The sequence below is a fragment of the Streptomyces nodosus genome, assembly GCF_008704995.1.
GTDB classification, from domain to species: Bacteria; Actinomycetota; Actinomycetes; order Streptomycetales; family Streptomycetaceae; genus Streptomyces; species Streptomyces nodosus.
Genome location: NZ_CP023747.1, coordinates 660,688 through 682,894, shown reverse-complemented (window position 1 = coordinate 682,894; position 22,207 = coordinate 660,688). Strand labels below are relative to the sequence as shown.

General features: G+C 75.4%; 1 protein-coding gene (cut by a window edge). It reads left to right on the top strand.

Going from position 1 to position 22,207, the window contains the following annotated elements; genetic code table 11:
* A protein-coding gene (locus tag CP978_RS03085; protein WP_150478135.1) for a type I polyketide synthase crosses the window boundary here: on the top strand, window positions 1-22,207 show its 3' portion. 6,326 nt of this gene lie to the left of the window's left edge; only the last 22,207 of its 28,533 coding nucleotides appear in the window; the start codon falls outside the window, past its left edge; its stop codon occupies window positions 22,205-22,207.

The window sequence follows — 22,207 nt, the reverse complement described above, 5'->3', positions numbered from 1 at the left end:
TTCGGTGAAGTCCAACATCGGTCACACGCAGGCCGCGGCCGGTGTCGCGGGTGTGATCAAGATGGTCATGTCGATGCGCCACGGTGTACTGCCCCGCACCCTGCACGTGGACGCCCCGTCCTCGCACGTCGACTGGACCGAAGGCGCGGTCGAGCTGCTCACCGAGCAGACCGCCTGGCCCGAGACCGGCCGTCCGCGTCGCGCCGCCGTGTCCTCCTTCGGCATCAGCGGCACCAATGTCCACACCGTCCTGGAGCAGGCGCCGGGCACCACCGTGCCCGCCCCGGCCGCCCCCGAGCGCACCGCCGGCGCCGTCCCGCTGCTGCTGTCCGGCCGCACCCGCGACGCCCTGCGCGCCCAGGCCGCCCGCCTGCTCACCCACCTCCAGAACCACCCCGAGCCGTCCCTCGCCGACCTCGGCCACTCCCTGGCCACCACCCGCTCCCGCTTCGAGCGCCGCGCCGCGGTGATCGCGCAGGACCGCGAAGGACTGCTCGCCTCCCTCGGCTCCCTCGCCGCCGGCCGCCCCGACCCGGCCGTCGTCGAGGGTGAGGCCGCCGGGCGTGCCCGGGTCGCCGTGATGTTCTCCGGCCAGGGCAGCCAGCGCGCCGCCATGGGCCGCGAACTGTACGAGACCCAGCCCCGGTTCGCCGCCGCGTTCGACGAGGTGTGCGCCGCCCTCGACCCGCTGCTCGACCGGCCGCTGCGCGAGGTCGTGTTCGCCGCCGAGGGCAGCGAAGAGGCCGCGCTGCTCGACCGCACCGGCTGGACCCAGCCCGCGCTGTTCGCCGTCGAGGTCGCCCTCTACCGACTTGTCGAGAGCTGGGGCGTCCGCGCCGACTTCGTCACCGGTCACTCCATCGGTGAGATCGCCGCCGCGCACATCGCCGGGGTGTTCACCCTCCAGGACGCCGCCCGACTGGTCGCCGCCCGCGCCACCCTCATGGAGGCGCTGCCGTCCGGCGGCGCCATGGTCGCCGTGCAGGCCACCGAGGACGAGGTCGCCCCGCTGCTCGGCGAGGGCCTGTCCGTCGCCGCCGTCAACGGCCCCACCTCCGTGGTCGTCTCCGGCGACGAGGACGCCGCCGTGGAGCTCGCCGCCGAGTTCTCCGGCCGAGGGCGCCGCACCAAGCGTCTACGGGTGAGCCATGCCTTCCACTCGCCGCACATGGACGCCATGCTCGACGCGTTCCGCACGGTCGCCGAGACGCTGTCCTACGCCGCCCCCCGCATCCCGCTGGTCTCCGACCTGACGGGCCGCAGGGCCGACGACGCCGAGGTGCGCACCGCCGACTACTGGGTGCGCCACGTCCGTGAGGCCGTACGGTTCGCCGACTGCGTCCGCACCCTGCGCGACGCCGGCGCCACCCTCTTCCTCGAACTCGGCCCCGACGGACTGCTGACCGCCATGGCCGAGGACACCCTCGGCGACGAGCGTTACGACCACAACACGGCACTCGTCCCGCTGCTGCGCGCCGACCGCCCCGAGGAGAGCGCCGCCGCCACCGCCGCGGCCCGCCTCCAGATCCACGGCGTCGACCTCGACTGGACCGCGTACCTGGCCGGCACCGGCGCCCGCCGCGTCGACCTGCCGACCTACGCCTTCCAGCACGCCCACTACTGGCCGCAGCTGCCCTCCGCCGCGCCCTCCCCGGCCGGCGACCCGGCCGACCAGAAGCTGTGGGCCGCCGTCGAGCGCGGCGACGCCGCCGAACTCGCCGCCGTCCTCGGCCTCGACGAGGACAGCCTCACCCCGCTGGACTCCCTGCTGCCCGCGCTGAGCTCCTGGCGCCGCGGCAACCAGGAGAAGGCGCTCCTCGACACGCTGCGCTACCGCGTCGAGTGGACCCGGCTGAGCAAGCCCGCCGCCCCCGTCCTCGACGGCACCTGGCTGCTGGTCTCCTCCGACGCCACCGCCGACGACGAGACCGAGCTGCTCGACGGCCTGGCCGAGGCGCTCGGCGCGCACGGCGCCCGGGTCCGCCGCCTCGTCCTGGACGCCGACTGCGCCGACCGGGCCGTGCTCGGCGCCCGCCTCGCCGACACCGAGAACGCCGACAACACCGCCCAGGTGCTGTCCGTGCTGCCGCTCGACGAGCGCCCCACCGACGGCCCCGCCGGCTTCACCCAGGGCCTCGCCCTGACCATCGCCCTCGTCCAGGCCCTCGCCGACACCGGCGCCCACGGCCGGCTGTGGACCGCCACCCGCGGCGCCGTCTCCACCGGACCCGCCGACCCGGTCACCCACCCCGCCCAGGCCACCGCCTGGGGCATGGGCCGCGGTGTCGCCCTGGAGCACCCCCGCCTGTGGGGCGGCCTCGTCGACCTCCCGGCCGACTTCGACCGCGGCGCCGGACAGCGCCTCGCCGAGGTCCTCGCGGTCAAGGACGCCCCCGACGGCGAGGACCAGGTCGCCCTGCGCGCCACCGGTGTGCACGGCCGCCGCCTGGTCCGCCACATCGTCGACGAGCTGCCCTCCGCCGACCAGTTCACCGCCTCCGGAAGCGTCCTGATCACCGGCGGCACCGGCGGCCTCGGCGCCGAGACCGCCCGCTGGCTGGCCCGCTCCGGCGCCGCCCACCTCGTCCTCACCAGCCGCCGCGGCCCCGACGCCCCCGGCGCCGCCGAACTCCGCGCCGAACTGGAGCAGTCGGGCGCAAGCGTCTCGATCGTGGCCTGCGACGTCGCCGACCGTGACGCCCTCGCCGCCGTCCTCGACGGACTGTCCGCCGACCAGCCCCTCACCGGTGTGGTGCACACCGCGGGCGTCGGCCACTACGGCCCGCTGGACGCGCTGACGCCCGCCGAGTTCGCCGGCCTCACCGCCGCCAAGCTGGCCGGCGCCGCCCACCTCGACAACCTCCTCGGCGACCGCGAACTGGACTTCTTCATCCTGTTCGGCTCCATCGCCGGCGTCTGGGGCAGCGGCGACCAGAGCGCCTACGGCGCTGCCAACGCCTACCTCGACGCCCTCGCCCTGGCCCGCCGCGCCCGCGGCCTCGCCGCGACCTCCATCGCCTGGGGTCCCTGGGGCGGCACCGGCATGGCCGCCGACGACGCCGTCTCCGGCACCCTGCGACGCCAGGGCCTCGGCCTGCTCGACCCCGCGCCCGCCCTCACCGAGATGCGCCGCGCCGTGGTCCGCCAGGACGTCACCGTCACCGTCGCGGACGTCGACTGGACCCGCTACGCCCCGCTGTTCACCTCCGCCCGGCCCAGCGCCCTCATCAGCGACCTGCCCGAGGTCCGTGCCCTGGCCGCCGAGAACACCCCCGCCGACACCGGCGACGCCTCCGAGATCGTCCAGCGGGTCCGCTCGCTGTCGGAGCCGGAGCAACTGCGCCTGCTCACCGACCTGGTGCGCACCGAGGCCGCGACCGTGCTCGGTCACTCCTCCGCCGGCGCCGTACCGGAGGACCGTGCCTTCCGCGAGATCGGCTTCGACTCGCTGACCGCCGTCGAACTGCGCAAGCACCTCGGCGCCGCCACCGGCCTCTCGCTGCCGAGCACCATGGTGTTCGACTACCCGACCCCGCTGGAGCTGGCCCAGTATCTGCGGGCCGAGATGGTCGGCTCCGTCCTGGAGGTCGCGGGCCCCGTCGCCACCGGCGGTACCGACGACGAACCCATCGCCATCATCGGCATGAGCTGCCGCTACCCCGGCGGAGTCAGCTCCCCGGAGCAGCTGTGGGACCTGGTGCTCTCCGGCACCGACGCGATCACCGACTTCCCGGTCAACCGCGGCTGGAACACCGCCGGGCTCTACGACCCCGACCCCGACCACCCTGGCACCACCTACTCCACGCAGGGCGGCTTCCTGCACGAGGCCGACGAGTTCGACCCCATGTTCTTCGGCATCTCGCCCCGCGAGGCGCTGGTCATGGACCCGCAGCAGCGGCTCCTCCTGGAGACCACCTGGGAGGCCTTCGAACGCGCCGGACTCACCCCCGACACCCTCCGCGGCAGCCTGACCGGCACCTTCATCGGCTCCAGCTACCAGGAGTACGGGATGGGCGCCGGCGACGGCGCCGAGGGCCACCTGGTCACCGGCACCAGCCCCAGCGTGCTCTCCGGCCGCCTCGCCTATGTCTTCGGCCTGGAGGGCCCGGCGGTCACCGTCGACACCGCCTGCTCGTCCTCGCTGGTCGCCCTGCACCTGGCCTGCCAGGCGCTGCGCAACGGCGAGAGCAACCTCGCGGTCGCGGGCGGCGCCACCGTCATGACCACCCCCAACGCGTTCGTGGCGTTCAGCCGGCAGCGCGCCCTCGCGCAGGACGGCCGGTGCAAGGCGTTCTCCGAGAGCGCCGACGGCATGACCCTCGCCGAAGGTGTCGGCATCGTCCTCGTCGAGCGGCTGTCCGACGCCCGCCGCAACGGCCACCCGGTGCTCGCCGTGATCCGCGGCTCCGCCATCAACCAGGACGGCGCCTCCAACGGCCTCAGCGCCCCCAACGGCCCCTCCCAGCAGCGCGTCATCCGCCAGGCCCTGGCCAACGCCCGGGTCGCCCCCGGCGAGATCGACCTCCTGGAGGCCCACGGCACCGGCACCCCGCTCGGCGACCCCATCGAGGCGCAGGCCCTGTTCGCCACCTACGGCCGCACCCGTACCCCCGAGACCGCGCTGCTGCTCGGCTCGGTGAAGTCGAACATCGGGCACTCCCAGTCCGCCGCCGGTGTCGCGAGCATCATCAAGATGGTCATGGCGCTGCGCCACGGTGTGATGCCCCAGACCCTGCACGCCGACGAGCCCTCCAGCCACGTCGACTGGAGCCCGGGCACCGTACGGCTGCTCGGCGAGAACACCGACTGGCCGCAGACGGGCCGTCCGCGCCGGGCCGCGGTGTCCTCCTTCGGCATCAGCGGTACCAACGCCCACGTCATCCTGGAGCAGGAGACCGAGGCGCCCGCCGCCGAGGACGAGCAGCTCGCCCCGGCGCCCCTGCCGGTCGCCGCCGGTGTGGTGCCGTGGCTGCTGTCCGCCCGTGGCGCCGCCGCGCTGCGCGAGCAGGCCGACCGCCTCCTCACCCATCTCGTGACCGCCGACCCGGCGGCCCGCCCGATCGACATCGGTCTGTCCCTGGCCACCTCCCGCGCGCTCTTCGAGCACCGCGCCGTGGTCGTGCCGCCCGCCGGCACCGACCCGCTGGAGGCGCTGCGCGCCGTCGCCGCAGACGGGCCCTCGGGCGTCGTCGCCCGCGGTGTCGCGGACGTCGCGGGCCGCACCGTCTTCGTCTTCCCCGGCCAGGGCTCCCAGTGGGCGGGCATGGGCGCCCAGCTCCTGGACGAGTCCCCGGTGTTCGCCGAGCGGATCGCCGAATGCGCCGCCGCCCTCGCCGAGTTCACCGACTGGAACCTCATCGACGTCCTGCGGGGCGCCGAGGGCGCCCCGACGCTGGAGCGCGTCGACGTCGTCCAGCCCGCCTCGTTCGCCGTGATGGTCTCCCTGGCCGCCGTGTGGCGGGCCCAGGGTGTCGAACCCGACGCGGTGGTCGGCCACTCGCAGGGCGAGATCGCCGCCGCGGTGGTCTCCGGCGCCCTGTCGCTGCGCGACGGCGCCCGGGTCGTGACGCTCCGCGCCCAGGCCATCGGCCGCAGCCTCGCCGGGCGCGGCGGCATGATGTCGGTGGCGCTGCCCGTCGCCGAGGTGGAGGCCCGTCTGGAGGCGTTCGAGGGACGGGTGTCCGTCGCCGCCGAGAACGGCCCCCGCTCCTCCGTCGTCGCGGGCGAGCCCGAGGCCCTGGACGAACTGCACGCACAGCTCACCGCCGAGGAGATCCGGGCCCGCCGGGTCGCCGTGGACTACGCCTCGCACTCCCCCCATGTCGAGGACCTGCACGACGAGATCCTCGAACTGCTGGCCGAGGTCGCGCCGCGGACGTCCGAGATCCCGTTCTTCTCGACCGTCACCGGCGACTGGCTCGACACCACCGTCATGGACGCCGGCTACTGGTACCGCAGCCTGCGCGGCCGGGTGCTGTTCGCGGACGCAGTCCGTGACCTGATCGCCGCCGACCACCGTGCCTTCATCGAGGTCAGCTCCCACCCCGTGCTCGCCATGTCCGTCCAGGACATGATCGACGACGCCGGAGTGGCGGGTGTCGCCTCCGGCACCCTGCGCCGCGACAACGGCGGTCTCGACCGCTTCCTGCTGTCCGCCGCCGAGGTGTTCGTCCGCGGTGTCCAGGTCGACTGGGCCGCCGTGTTCGAGGGGACCGGTGCGTCCCGGGTCGACCTGCCCACCTATGCCTTCCAGCACGAGAACCTGTGGGCCATGGCCGCCGCCCCGGAGGCCGTCACCGCGGCCGACCCCGAGGACGCCGCGTTCTGGACCGCCGTCGAGGACGGGGACGTCTCCGCCCTGACCGCGGCCCTCGGCACCGACGAGGACTCCGTCGCCGCCGTGCTGCCCGCGCTGTCCTCCTGGCGCCGGGCCCGCAAGGAGCGCTCCACCGTCGACTCCTGGCGCTACCGCCCGACCTGGAAGCCCGTCACCAAGCTCCCGCAGCGCACCCTGGACGGCACCTGGCTGCTGGTGTCCGCCGACGGCGTCGACGACACCGACGTCGCCGAGGCGCTGGAGACGGGCGGCGCCGAGGTGCGCCGGCTCGTCCTGGACGAGAGCTGCACCGACCGCGCCGTGCTGCGCGAGCGCCTCACCGACGCCGACGGCCTGACCGGCATCGTCTCCGTCCTCGCGGGCGCCGAGCGGACCGGTGCCGTCCCCGGCACCGGGCTCGTCCTCGGGGTCGCCCTCACCGTCGCCCTCGTCCAGGCGCTCGGCGACGCCGGTATCGACACCCCGCTGTGGGCCCTGACCCGCGGCGCCGTCTCCACCGGCCGCTCCGACAAGGTCACCGCGCCCGTCCAGGCCCAGGTCACCGGCATCGGCTGGACCGCCGCGCTGGAGTGCCCGGGACGCTGGGGCGGTGTCGTCGACCTGCCCGAGACACTGGACGCCCGCGCGGGCCAGCGGCTCGCGGCCGTCCTCGCCGGCGCGCTCGGCGACGACGACCAGATCGCCCTGCGCTCCTCCGGCGTCTTCACCCGCCGTATCGTCCGCGCCGACGCCGCCCCCGACGGCTCCGCCCGCGACTGGAAGCCGCGCGGCACCACCCTGGTCACCGGCGGCTCCGGCACCCTCGCCCCGCACCTGGCGCGCTGGCTCGCCGAGCAGGGCGCCGAACACCTGGTCCTGGTCAGCCGGCGCGGCCCCGAGGCGCCCGGCGCCGCCGAACTCCGCGCCGAGCTGGCGGAACGCGGCACCGAGACGACCCTCGCCGCCTGCGACATCACCGACCGTGACGCCGTCGCCGCCCTCCTCGAAAGCCTGAAGGCCGAGGGCCGCACCGTCCGCACGGTGGTGCACACCGCGGCCACCATCGAACTGCACACCCTCGACGCCACCACCCTCGACGACTTCGACCGCGTCCTCGCCGCCAAGGTCACCGGCGCGCAGATCCTCGACGAACTCCTCGACGACGAGGAGCTGGACGACTTCGTCCTGTACTCCTCCACCGCCGGCATGTGGGGCAGCGGCGCGCACGCCGCGTATGTCGCGGGCAACGCCTATCTGGCGGCCCTCGCCGAGCACCGGCGCGCCCGCGGCCTGACCGCCCTGTCGCTGTCCTGGGGCATCTGGGCCGACGACCTCCAGCTCGGCCGAGTCGACCCGCAGATGATCCGCCGCAGCGGCCTGGAGTTCATGGACCCGCAGCTCGCGCTGAGCGGCCTCAAGCGGGCCCTCGACGACGACGAGCAGGTCATCGCGGTCGCCGACGTCGACTGGGAGACGTACCACCCCGTCTACACCTCGGCCCGGCCCACCCCGCTGTTCGACGAGGTCCCCGAGGTGCAGCGGCTCACCGCCGCTGCCGAGCAGAGCGCCGGGGACCCCGCCCGGGGCGAGTTCGCCGCCGCGCTGCTGGCCCTGCCCGCCGCCGAACAGCACCGCAAGCTGCTGGAGACCGTCCGCACCGAGGCCGCCTCCGTGCTCGGCCTGTCCTCCGCGGAGGACCTCACCGACCAGCGCGCCTTCCGCGACGTCGGCTTCGACTCGCTGACCGCCGTCGGGCTGCGCAACCGGCTCGCGTCCGTCACCGGGCTGACGCTGCCGTCCACGATGGTCTTCGACTACCCGAACCCGGCCGCCCTGGCCGGCTTCCTCCACTCCGAACTGGCCGACGTCCACTCCGCGGGCGCCGTCGCCGTCACCGCCGGCGCGCCCGTCGACGACGACCCGATCGCCATCGTCGGCATGAGCTGCCGCTACCCCGGCGGCATCACCTCCGCCGAGCAGCTGTGGCGGGTCTCGCTGGAGGAGGTCGACGCGGTCTCCGTCTTCCCGGCCGACCGCGGCTGGGACGCCGAGGCCCTCTACGACCCCGACCCGGACGCCTCCGGCCGCACCTACTCGGTCCAGGGCGGCTTCCTGCGCGACGTCGCCGACTTCGACCCCGGCTTCTTCGGCATCTCGCCCCGCGAGGCCCTGTCGATGGACCCGCAGCAGCGCCTGCTCCTCGAGACGGCCTGGGAGGTCTTCGAGAACGCCGGCCTCGACCCGGTCGCCCAGCGCGGCAGCCGCACCGGCACCTTCATCGGCGCCAGCTACCAGGACTACGGCGCCGCCGTGCCCGGCAGCGAGGGCTCCGAGGGCCATATGATCACCGGCTCGCTGCCCAGCGTGCTGTCCGGCCGAGTCTCCTACCTCTTCGGCCTCGAGGGCCCGGCCGTCACCCTCGACACCGCCTGCTCGTCCTCGCTGGTCGCGATCCACCTGGCCTGCCAGTCGCTGCGCAACGGCGAGAGCACCCTCGCCCTCGCCGGCGGTGCCAGCATCATGTCCACCCCCATGTCGTTCATCGGCTTCAGCCGGCAGCGGGCCCTCGCCGAGGACGGCCGCTGCAAGGCGTACGCCGAGGGCGCCGACGGCATGACCCTCGCCGAGGGCGTCGGCCTGATCCTGCTGGAGCGGCTCTCCGACGCCCGCCGCAACGGCCACGAGGTCCTCGCCGTCATCCGCGGCTCCGCCGTCAACCAGGACGGCGCCTCCAACGGACTGACCGCCCCCAACGGCCCCTCCCAGCAGCGCGTCATCCGCCAGGCCCTCGCCAACGCGGGCGTCGAGGCGAACGACATCGACGTCCTGGAGGGCCACGGCACCGGCACCGCCCTCGGCGACCCGATCGAGGCGCAGGCCCTGTTCGCCACCTACGGCAAGGACCGCGACCCCGAGCGGCCCGTGCTGCTCGGCTCGGTGAAGTCCAACATCGGCCACACTCAGATGGCCTCCGGCGTCGCCAGCATCATCAAGCTGGTCCACGCCCTGCGGGAGGGCGTCGCCCCCAAGTCGCTCCACATCGACCAGCCGTCCACCCATGTCGACTGGTCCTCCGGCACCATCCAGCTGCTCACCGAGCGCACCGAGTGGCCCGAGACCGGCCGTCCGCGCCGCGCCGCCGTGTCGTCCTTCGGACTCAGCGGCACCAATGTCCACACCGTCCTGGAGCAGGCCCCCGCCGCCGACGCCCCGGCCGCCGAGGACACCCCCGCACCGCGGGACGCCTTGGTGCCCGTCCTCGTCTCCGGACGCGGCGAGGCGGCCCTGCGCGCCCAGGCCGGAGCCCTGCTCGACCTGCTGGCCGAGCGCCCCGGCATCCACCCCACCGATCTGGCGTTCTCCCTCGCCACCTCGCGCGCCGCCCTCGAGCACCGTGCCGCGGTCGTCGCCGACGACCACGAGGCACTGGTGCGCGGTCTGACCGCACTGCGCGACGGACTGCCCGGCGCCGGACTCGTCCAGGGCCGCACCGGCCGCGGACGCACCGCCTTCCTGTTCACCGGACAGGGCAGCCAGCGCCTTGGCATGGGCCGCGAACTCTACGAACGCCACCCGGTGTTCGCCGACGCCCTGGACGCGGTGCTCGCCCGGATCGACGGCACCACCGAACGCCCCCTGCGCGACGTGCTGTTCGCCGCCGAGGGCTCCCAGGACGCCGCCCTGCTCCACCGCACCGGCTACGCACAGCCCGCGCTGTTCGCCCTCGAAGTGGCGCTGTTCCGGCTGCTGGAGTCGTGGGGCGTGACCCCCGACTACCTGGCCGGGCACTCCGTCGGCGAGATCGCCGCCGCGCATGTCGCCGGCGTCCTCGACCTCGACGACGCGTGCACCCTGGTGGCCGCCCGCGGCCGGCTGATGCAGGCACTGCCCGAGGGCGGCGCGATGGTCGCCCTGGAGGCCGCCGAGGACGAGGTGCTGCCGCACCTGGAGGGCCTCGCCGACCAGGTCTCCGTGGCCGCCGTCAACGGGCCCCGGTCCGTCGTCGTCGCCGGCGAGGAGGAGCCCGTGCTCGCCCTCGCCGCGCACTTCGCCGAACAGGGGCGCCGCACCAAGCGTCTGCGGGTGAGCCATGCCTTCCACTCGCCGCTCATGGACCCGATGCTGGACGACTTCGCCGCCGTGGCCCGTGCTCTCACGTACCACGCGCCGTCGATCCCGTTCGTCTCCAATGTGACCGGCACCCTCGCCGCCCCCGAGCAGGTGTGCACCGCCGACTACTGGGTCTCCCACGTCCGCTCCGCCGTGCGCTTCGCCGACGGCATCGGCTGGCTGTCCACCCAGGGCGGCGTCCAGACCTTCCTGGAGCTCGGCCCCGACGGTGTGCTCAGCGGCATGGCCCGCGAGAGCCTCACCGACGCCTCCCGCACGGCGCTGCTGCCCACCCTGCGCGGCGACCGCCCGGAGGAGCAGGCCCTGGTCACCGCCGTCGCCGCGGCCCACGCCCATGGCTTCGACGTCGACTGGACCGCCTGGTTCCAGGGCAGCGGCGCCCGCCGGGTGGCCCTGCCCACCTACGCCTTCCAGCGCGAGCGGTACTGGCCCGACACCACCGCGGCCGGCATCACCGCCCCCGCCCCCGGCTCCGCACTGGACGCCGAGTTCTGGGCCGCGGTGGAACACGCCGACGTCGCCTCGCTCACCGCCTCCCTCGGCCTGGACGACGCGACCGTCACCGCGATGGTCCCGGCGCTCACCGCCTGGCGGCAGCGCCGCGGCGAACAGTCCGCGCTCGACTCCTGGCGCTACCGCGTCACCTGGAAGCCGCGCGGCGGCGCCCCCGGCGCCGCACCCACCGGACGCTGGCTCGTCCTGGTCCCGGCCGAGCACCGCGACGAGGCCACCGCCGCCTGGGCCGCCGATGTCGAGGCCGCCCTCGCCACCGCCACCGTCCGCGTGGAGGTCACCGGCACCGACCGCGCCGCCCTCGCCGCCCGGCTCACCGAGGCCGCCGACGGCGACACCTTCCAGGGTGTGCTGTCGCTGCTGGCGCTGGCGCCCGGTGACGCCGGACACCCCGGCGCCCCGGCCGCGCTCACCCTCACCGCCACCGCCCTCCAGGCGCTCGGCGACGCCCGTATCGACGCCCCGCTGTGGAACATCACCCGCGGAGCCGTCGCCGTCGGCCGCTCCGAGCAGGTCACGGCACCCGAACAGGCCGCCGTATGGGGCCTGTTCCGCGCCGCCGCCCTCGAACTGCCCGCCCGCGTCGGCGGCAGCGTCGACCTCCCGGAGGACCTCGACACCCAGGCCGCCCGACGGCTGCGCGGGATCCTGGCCGCCGCCGACGGCGAGGACGCCGTCGCCGTCCGCGCCAGCGGCGTCTTCCTGCGCCGGCTCGCCCACAGCCCCGCCGCCGACACCGTCGGCTCCGCCTTCGACCCGGCGGCCGGCACCGTCCTGATCACCGGCGGCACCGGCGGCATCGGCGGACACCTCGCCCGCCGCCTCGCCCGCGACGGCGCCGCCCATCTGCTGCTCACCAGCCGCCGCGGCCCCGACGCCCCCGGCGCCGGCGAACTCCGCGCCGAACTGGAGGAGTCGGGCGCCCGTGTCACGATCGCCGCCTGCGACGCCGCCGACCGCGACGCGCTCGCCGCACTCCTCGCCACGGTGCCCGAGGACGCGCCCCTCACCGCCGTCTTCCACACCGCGGGCGTCGTCGACGACCATGTGGTGGACGAGCTGACCCCGGAGAGCTTCGCCACCGTCCTGCATGCCAAGACGGTCGCCGCCCGCCATCTGCACGACCTCACCGCCGGCCACGACCTCGCCGCGTTCGTCCTGTTCTCCTCGACCGCCGGCCTGATCGGCGCCGCCGGACAGGGCAACTACGCCGCCGCCAACTCCCAGCTCGACGCCCTCGCCGAGCAGCGCCGCGCCCAGGGCCTGCCCGCCCTGTCCGTGGCCTGGGGACCCTGGGCCGGCTCCGGCATGGTCGCCGACGCCGCCGAGATCGCCGCCCGGGTGCGCCGCGGCGGATTCGAACCGCTCGACCCCGCCTCCGGTGTCGCCGCGCTGCTGCGCGCCGTCGACAACGGCGACACCTCCGTCGCCGTCGCCGACATCGACTGGGAACGCTTCCTGCGCGCCTTCGCGTCGGCCCGCCCGCTGCCGCTCGTCGCCGACCTCCCGGAGACGGCGGGCGCCAACGCCCCGGCGGCGGCCGCCGGCACCGGCTCAGGCCTGCGCGAGCAGCTCGCCGGCCTGCCCGCCGAGGAGCGCCACGCACATGTCCTCGATCTGCTGCGTACCCAGGTGGCGGCCGTCCTCGGCCACTCCGACGCCCGCACCGTCGACGACGACCTGGCCTTCCGGGACCTCGGCTTCGACTCGCTCACCGTCCTGGAGCTGCGCAACGCGCTCAACGCCCTCACCGGCCTGAGCCTGCCCGCCTCCCTCGTCTACGACCACCCGACGCCGCGCGAGATGGCGGACTTCCTGCTCGCCGAACTCCTCGGCTCGCTCCCGGAGTCCACCGCCCACGCGGTCGCCACCCGGGCCGTCGACGAGGACCCGATCGCGGTCGTCGGCCTCGCCTGCCGCTTCCCCGGCGGCGTGAGCACGCCCGAGGAGCTGTGGCAGCTGCTGGCGGAGGGCCGCGACGGCATCACCGGCTTCCCCGACGACCGCAACTGGGACATCGCGGCCCTCGGCGCCGGCGCCTCCGACACCCTGCACGGCGGATTCCTCGCCCAGGTCGCCGACTTCGACGCCCGCTTCTTCGGCATCTCGCCCCGCGAGGCGCTCGCCATGGACCCGCAGCAGCGACTGCTGCTCGAGACCACCTGGGAGGCCCTGGAGCGGGCCGGCATCGACCCGGCCGCGCTGCGCGGCTCCACCACCGGTGTGTTCGTCGGCACCAACGGCCAGGACTACCCGAACCTGCTGCGCCGCTCGACCTCGGACGTCTCCGGCTATGTCGCCACCGGCAACACCGCCAGCGTGATGTCCGGCCGCCTCTCCTACGCCCTCGGCCTGGAGGGCCCCGCAGTCACCATCGACACCGCCTGCTCCTCCTCGCTGGTCGCCCTGCACTGGGCGGGCCACGCGCTGAGCGCCGGCGAGTGCGACCTCGTCGTCGCGGGCGGCGTCTCGGTGATGTCGACCCCCGACTCCTTCGTCGAGTTCAGCACCCAGGGCGGCCTGGCCCCCGACGGCCACTGCAAGCCGTTCTCCGACGACGCCGACGGCACCGCCTGGTCCGAGGGCGTCGGCATCCTGGTCCTGGAGCGGCTCTCCGACGCGATCCGCAACGGCCACGAGGTCCGCGGCATCATCCGCGGCACCGCCGTCAACCAGGACGGCGCCTCCAACGGACTGACCGCCCCCAACGGCCCGTCCCAGCAGCGCGTCATCCGCCAGGCCCTCGCGGACGCCCGTCTCGCGCCGTCCGAGATCGACGCGGTCGAGGCGCACGGCACCGGCACCACCCTCGGCGACCCGATCGAGGCGCAGGCCCTCCTCAACACCTACGGCCCGGGCCGGGACACCGACCAGCCGCTGCTGCTCGGCACCGTCAAGTCCAACATCGGCCACACCCAGGCCGCCGCGGGCGTCGCCGGCGTCATCAAGATGCTGCTGGCGATGCAGCACGGCACCCTGCCGCGCACCCTGCACGTCACCAGCCCCACCAGCCATGTCGACTGGAGCAGCGGCGCGGTGTCGCTGCTCACCGAGGAGCGCGACTGGCCCGAGACCGGACGGCCGAGGCGCGCCGGTGTCTCCGCCTTCGGCGTCAGCGGCACCAATGCGCATGTCATCGTGGAGCAGGCTCCCATCGACGAGCCCGTGGTCGAGCCCACCGAGGAGCCCGCCCCCGCCGCCGAGGTCACCACCGTCCCGTGGATCGTCTCCGGCCGCAGCCGCGAGGCGCTCCAGGACCAGGTCGACCGGCTCACCGCGTACGCCGCCGCCCGCCCGGAGCTCTCCCCGCTGGACGTCGGCCGCTCCCTGGCCACCGACCGCACCCTCTTCCCGCACCGCGCCGTGCTGCTGGCCGGCCCCGACGGGGTGCGCGAGGCGGCTCGTTCGGTCGCGTCCCGCACCCGGGGCCGTACCGCCTTCCTGTTCTCCGGCCAGGGCGCCCAGCGCGCCCTGATGGGCCGCGAACTCTACGAGCGGTACCCGGCGTTCGCCGACGCGCTGGACACGGTCCTCGCGCAGTTCGACACCGCGCTGGACTTCTCGCTGCGGGAGGTCCTGTTCGCCGAGCCGGGCACGCCCGAGGCCGAGCGGCTGAACGAGACCGGCTGGACCCAGCCCGCGCTGTTCGCCGTCGAGGTCGCCCTCCACCGCCTCGTGGAGTCGTGGGGCCTGACCCCCGACCAGGTCGCCGGTCACTCCATCGGTGAGATCGCCGCCGCGCATGTCGCCGGGGTGTTCTCGCTGGAGGACGCGTGCGCGCTGGTCGCCGCCCGCGCCTCCCTGATGCAGGAGCTGCCGCGGGGCGGTGCGATGCTCGCGGTGCGCGCCACCGAGGAGGAGGTCGCCCCGCATCTGACGGAGCGCGTCTCCGTCGCGGCGGTCAACGGTCCTTCGGCGGTGGTCGTCGCCGGTGACGAGGCCGAAGTCGCCGCGATCGCCGCGCACTTCGAGGCGCAGGACCGCAAGACCACCCGGCTGCGGGTGAGCCATGCCTTCCACTCGCCGCTCATGGACCCGATGCTCACCGCCTTCGCCCGGGTCGCGGAGTCCCTCACCTACCACGAGCCCGTCATCCCGCTGGTCTCCACGGTGACCGGCGTACCCGCCGGAGCCGAACTCCTCACCCCCGGCTACTGGGTGCGGCACGTCCGCGAGACCGTACGGTTCGCCGACGGCGTCCGGGCGCTGCGCGAGGACGGTGTCACCACCTTCGTCGAGATCGGTCCGGACGGACAGCTCACCGCCGCCGCCCAGCAGACCCTGGACGCGTCCGGCGACGAGGCACCTGCCACCGTCGTCGCGCTCCAGCGCCGCGACCGCTCCGAGGAGACCACCCTCCTGGAGGGCCTGGCCACCCTGCACACCCAGGGCGCCGGACCCGACTGGACCGCCTGGTTCGCCGGCACCGGCGGACACCGCGTCGAACTGCCGACGTACGCCTTCCAGCGCGAGCGCTACTGGCCCGAGCCCGCCGCGCCCGGCGCCACCGGCGTCCAGGACCCCGTCGACGCCGCCTTCTGGGCCGCCGTCGAGCGGGAGGACCTGGAGAGCCTCACGGCCTCCCTGGGCCTGGACGGCGACACCGTCACCACGATGGTGCCCGCGCTGTCCGCCTGGCGCCGCCGCACCGACGCCCGCTCCACCGCCCGCGACTGGCGCTACCACGAGAGCTGGACCGCGCTCGGCACCCCGGCGCACTCCGCGGGAGCCGGCCGCGTCCTGGCCCTGGTGCCCGCCGAACACGCCGGCACGGACTGGGCGGAGACCCTGGTCGCCGCCCTGGGCGCCGACCCGCTCGTCGTGGACGGGACCTCCGGCTCCCTCGCCCGGGAACTCGCGGACCTAGTGCCCCAACAGGCGACGTTCGCCCCGTCGCGACGCCCGGCACGCACTCTCGCCGCACCGGCCGAAAGCCCGAGTACGTCCAGTACGGGGACTTCCGGCCGGCACACCGAGAGCACGCACCGGACGCCGCTCCTGGACGGGCAAACGTCACCTGCCGGGACACTGGACCCGGCCGGCTGGACCGTCGTGGTCTCGCTGCTCGCCGCGGGCACCGGCACCCTGCCGGCCCCCGACGCCGCACCGGCCGCCGTCCTGGAGGCCCTCGAGGCCGCCGGCGTCGACGCCCCGCTGTGGTGCGTCACCCGCGGCGCCGTCTCCGTCGCCGGGGAGGCACCCGCCGCCGTCGGCCAGGCCGCCCTCTGGGGCATGGGCCGGGTCGCCGCCCTTGAGCACCCCGAGCGCTTCGGCGGCCTCGCCGACCTCGCGCCCGACGCCGACGCCGCCACCGCTGCCCTGCTCGCCGCCCACCTGGCCGAGCCCGGCGGCGAGGACCAGATCGCCGTCCGCGCCACCGGTCTCTTCGGCCGCCGCCTGGTGCGCACCGCCGTCGCCCCCGGCGACTCCGGATGGCGCCCGCACGGCACCGTCCTGGTCGTCGGCGGCACCCGCGCCATGGGCGCCCGCGCCGCCCGCTGGCTCGCCCGCGAGGGCGCCGCCCGCCTGGTGCTGACCACCTCCCCGGCCGACAGTGCCACCGACACCGAGGAGCTGAGGGCCGAACTCGGCCGGCTCGGCGCCGAGGTCACCGTCGCCCCGTACGACGGCGGCGACCGGGACGCGGCCCGCGCCCTCCTGGACGGACTGACCGGCCTCACCGCGGTCGTGTACGCCGACGACACCCCGGCGGACGGCCCGGCCGCCGCCCTCGCCCCGGTGGACACCCTCGCCGAGGCCGCCACCGGCCGCTCCCTGGACGCGTTCGTGCTCTTCGGCTCCGTCGCCGGGGTCTGGGGCGTGCGCGGCCACACCGACGAGGCCGCGGAAGGCGCCTATGTGGACGCCCTCGCCCGCGCCCTGCGCGCCGAGGGGACGCCCGCGCTGGCCGTCTCCTGGAACGCCTGGGCCGAGCTGACCGACCCGTCGACCACCGCCCATCTGCGGATGAACGGCCTGCCGGTGATGGACGCCGACGCCGCCCTGACCGCCCTCGCCGGTGCCGTCGCCGACGGCTCCGCCGCGGTCACCGTCGCCGACGTCCGCTGGGACACCTTCGCCCCGGCGCACCACGAGACCCGGCCGACCGCACTCTTCGACGGCCTGCCCGAGGCCAGGACCGCCCTCGCCGGCGCGGCCCGCGACCGTGCCGAGGGGGCCACCGCCTCCGACGGCTACGGCCGGTGGCTCCTGGAGCAGCCCGCCGCCGACCGGGACGACATCCTGCTCGCCCTGGTCAGCGAGAAGGCCGCCTTGGTCCTCGGCCACGCGGACACCACGCTCGTCGAACCCGACCTGCCCTTCCGGGACCTCGGCTTCGACTCGCTGACCGCCGTGGACCTGCGCAACCAGCTGACCGCCGCCACCGGCATCACACTGCCCGCGACCCTGGTCTTCGACCACCCCAACCCCGCGGCGCTCGCCGCACACCTGCGCACCGAACTCCTCGGCGGCGCCACGGACACCGCCGCCCCGGTGGCCGCGCCCGCCGCCACCGGCGACGACCCGATCGTCATCGTCGGCATGGCCTGCCGCTTCCCCGGAGGCGTCAACTCGCCCGAGGACCTCTGGCAGCTCGTCCTCGACGAGGTGGACGCCGTCGGCGACTTCCCGGCCGACCGCGGCTGGGACCTCGACGCCCTGGCCGGCGACGGACCGGGCCGCAGCGCCACCGACCAGGGCGGATTCCTCTACGACGCCACCGACTTCGACCCCGGTCTGTTCGGTGTCTCGCCGCGCGAGGCCATGGTGATGGACCCGCAGCAGCGGATCCTGCTCGAGGCGTCCTGGGAGGCCCTGGAGCGGGCCGGCATCGACCCCGGCACCCTGCGCGGCAGCGGCACCACCGGCGTCTTCGTCGGCGGCGGCTCCGGCGACTACCGGCCGCCGGCCGAGTACGGCCAGTGGCAGACCGCCCAGTCCGCCAGCCTGCTGTCCGGCCGCCTCGCCTACACCTTCGGCATCCAGGGCCCCACGGTGTCCGTCGACACCGCCTGCTCCTCCTCCCTGGTCGCCCTGCACCTGGCCGCCCAGGCCCTGCGCTCCGGCGAGTGCTCGATCGCCCTGGCCGGCGGTGTCACCGTGATGGCCACCCCGGTCGGCTTCGTCGAGTTCAGCGCCCAGGGCGCGCTGTCGCCCGACGGCCGCTGCCGCGCCTTCTCCGAGGACGCCAACGGCACCGGCTGGTCGGAGGGTGTCGGCATGCTCGTCGTCGAGCGCCTGTCCGACGCCCGCCGCAACGGCCACCGGGTGCTCGCCGTGCTGCGCGGCTCCGCCATCAACCAGGACGGCGCCTCCAACGGACTGACCGCGCCCAGCGGCCCCGCCCAGCAGCGCGTCATCCGCCAGGCCCTCGCCAACGCCCGCCTGGAGGCCGCCGACGTCGACGCCGTCGAGGCGCACGGCACCGGCACCAAGCTCGGCGACCCGATCGAGGCGCAGGCCCTGCTCGCCACCTACGGGCAGGACCGCGAGCGGCCCGTGCTCGTCGGCTCGCTGAAGGCCAACATCGGCCACACGCAGGCCGCGTCCGGTGTCGGCGGCGTCATCAAGATGGTGCTCGCCATGCAGCACGGTCTGCTGCCGCGCTCGCTGTACACCGAGAACCCCTCCTCGCACGTCGACTGGACCGCGGGCAACGCCCGCCTGCTCACCGAGCTGACCCCCTGGCCCGAGTCGGAGCGGGTGCGCCGGGCCGCCGTCTCCTCCTTCGGGGCCAGCGGCACCAACGCCCACCTGATCCTGGAGCAGCCGGAGCCCGTCAGGCAGCCCGTGGAGGGTGCCCGGCCCGCCGAGGACGGCTCGCCCGTCCCGGTCCTGCTGTCCGGCCGCTCGCAGAACGCGCTGCGCGCCCAGGCCCGCAAGCTTCTGGCCCATGTGGCGGGACACCCCGAGGAGACGGTCACCGACCTGGCCCGCACCCTGGCCACCACCCGCGCCGTCTTCGAGCACCGGGCCGCGGTGACCGCCGCCGACCGGGACGCCCTGATCGCCGGACTCACCGCCGTCGCGGAGGGCACCACCGCCGCGCACATCGTCGAGCACCAGGTGGAGCGCACCGGCAAGCACGCCGTGCTCTTCTCCGGACAGGGCTCCCAGCAGCTCGGCATGGGCCGGGACCTGTACGAGCGGTTCCCGGCGTTCGCCGAGGCGTTCGACGCGGTCCTCGCCCGGCTCGACGGCCACCTCGGCGCCTCGCTGCGGGACGTCGTCTGGCACGGCGACCAGGAGACCCTGAACGAGACCGGGCACACCCAGCCCGCGCTGTTCGCCTTCGAGGTCGCCCTGTACCGCCTGGTGGAGTCCTGGGGAGTGACGCCGGACTTCGTCGCGGGACACTCCGTCGGCGAGATCGCCGCCGCCCATGTCGCGGGCGTCCTCTCCCTGGACGACGCCTGCCGGCTGGTCGCCGCACGGGCCCGCCTGATGCAGGACCTGCCGCGCGGCGGCGCCATGGTCGCGGTCGAGGCCACCGAGCAGGAGGTCGCCGCCGAACTCACCGAGGCGGTGTCGATCGCCGCGGTCAACGGCCCCACCTCCGTGGTGCTCGCCGGTGCGGAGGACGCGGTGCTCGCCGTGGCCGCCGTCCTCGCCGAGCGTGGCCGCCGCACCTCCCGCCTCAAGGTCAGCCACGCCTTCCACTCGGTGCTGATGGACCCGATGCTCGCCGAGTTCCGCAAGGTCGCCGAGAGCCTGCGCTACGAGGCACCCCGCATCGCCGTCGTGTCCAACGTGACCGGCGACGTGGCGGGCGCCGACGAACTGTGCGACGCCGACTACTGGGTGCGCCATGTGCGCGGCACCGTCCGGTTCGCCGACGGCGTCACCGCACTGGCCGGCCGTGGCGTCCGGGTCCTCCTCGAACTCGGCCCCGACGCGGTGCTGTCCGCGCTGGCCGAGCAGAGCGCCCCGGACACCGTGAGCATCCCCGCGCAGCGCCGCAACCGCGACGAGGTGGAGACCCTGGTCGCCGCCCTCGGCCGGCTGCACGTACACGCCGCCGGACCCCGCTGGGACGCCTTCTTCGACGCCGCCCCCGGCTCCTGGCTGGACCTGCCGACCTACGCCTTCCAGCGCGGCCGGTTCTGGCCGGACACCCTGCCCACCGCCCCGCAGGGCGGCGCGACCGCAGGGGAGGCCGACGGCACCGACAGCGCCTTCTGGGACGCCGTCGCACAGGAGGACTTCGGCTCGCTGGAGTCCGTCCTCGACGTCGAGGGCGACGCCCTGTCCAAGGTGCTGCCGGCGCTGCTCGACTGGCGTCGCCGCACCTCCGAGGAGACCCAGCTCGACAGCTGGCGCCACCGCATCGTCTGGAAGCGGCTGACCGGCGCGGCGATGGCCCACCGCAAGCCGCTCACCGGCACCTGGCTGGCCGTCGTCCCCGAGGGCCTCGGCGAGGACCCGTGGGTGACGACCGCGCTGGACGCCCTGGGCACCCGGGTGGTGCGCGCCGAGGTCGGCGCCGACGGCCGGGAGGCCATGGCCGCCACCCTGCGGGAGGCCGCCGGGGAGGGCACCCGCTTCGGCGGCGTCGTCTCCCTGCTGGCCCTGCGCGAGACCGTGCACGGCGATGTGCCGGAGGGCGTCGCCCTCACCGGCACGCTGCTCCAGGCGCTCGGCGACGCCGGGATCGAGGCCCCGCTGTGGTGCGTCACCCGCAGCGCCGTGTCCGCCAACCGCTCCGACCGTCCGCGTCGGCCGCTGCAGGCCGCCGTGTGGGGCCTGGGCCGGGTGGCCGCGCTGGAGTACCCGAACCGCTGGGGCGGTCTGGTGGACCTGCCGGAGCGCGCCGACGAACGGGCCGCCGCCGGACTCGCCGCCGTCCTCGCCGGACTCGACGGGGAGGACCAGGTCGCCGTGCGCGGCTCCGCCGTCCTCGCCCGCCGCCTGGTGCCGGCCCCGGACCGCGGACAGAGCGGCGCCTGGGACCCGACCGGCACCGTGCTGATCACCGGCGGCACCGGAGCCATCGGCGCCCATGTGGCCCGCCGACTGGCCAAGGACGGCGTCCAGCACCTGGTGCTGCTGAGCCGCCGCGGAGCCGAGGCGCCCGGCGCCACCGCCCTGCGCGACGAACTCCAGACGCTCGGCGCCGGCGTCACCCTCGCCGCCTGCGACGCCTCCGACCGGGGCCAGCTGGCCGCGGTGCTGGACGCGATCCCGGACGACCGGCCGCTGACCGCGGTGCTGCACGCGGCGGGCGTGCTCGACGACGGCGTCATCGACCGGCTCACCCCGGAGCGGTACCAGAAGGTGTTCCGCGCGAAGGTGACCTCGGCGCTGCTCCTCGACGAGCTGACCCGCGACCTCGACCTGGCCGCGTTCGTCCTGTTCTCGTCCGCCTCCTCCGCGGTCGGCAACCCCGGCCAGGCCAACTACGCGGCGGCCAACGCGGTCCTGGACGCCCTCGCCGAGGCCCGCCGGGTGCAGAACCTGCCCGCGACCTCCGTGTCCTGGGGCGCCTGGGGCGGCGGCGGCATGGCCGACGGCCACGGCGCGGACGACGCGGCCCGCCGGGCCGGCGTCGCCGCCATGGACCCGGACCTCGCCGTGGAGTCGCTGCTGCGGCTGGTCACCGGCAAGGAGCCGACCGCGGTGGTCGCCGAGGTCGACCTCGACCGGTTCGCCTCCGCCTTCGGCGGCGCCCGGCCGAGCGCCCTGCTGCGGGAGTTCCCCGGCTACCGGGAGACCGTCGCCGCCGCGGCGCCGGCGTCCCCGGAGGGCACCCTCGCCGACCGGCTGGCGGGCATGGCGCCGGCCCGCCGCCTGGACACCGTCGTGGACCTGGTACGGACCCGTGCCGCGCAGGTCCTCGGCTACCCGGACATCGACGCCGTCGGAGCCGAACGGTCCTTCCGGGACCTCGGGGTGGACTCGCTGGGCGCGGTCGAGCTGCGCAACCAGCTCGGCGCCGAGACCGGTCTGAGCCTGCCCGCGACGCTGGTCTTCGACCACCCGACGCCGCTGGCGCTGGGCGAGTTCGTCCTCGCCCGGCTCGCCCCCGAGGAGGCCGGGCCGGCCGTGTCCGACGAGGAGACCGAGATCAGGGCCGTACTGGCCTCCGTCCCGCTCGACCGACTGCGTGAGATCGGGGTCCTGGAGCCGCTGCTCCAGCTCGCCGGACGCGGTGGTGGGGCCGGCGACGACGAAGACGGCGAGTCCGTCGACTCGATGACAGTGGCAGACCTGGTGCGGGCCGCGCTCAACGGCCAGTCCGACCTGTAG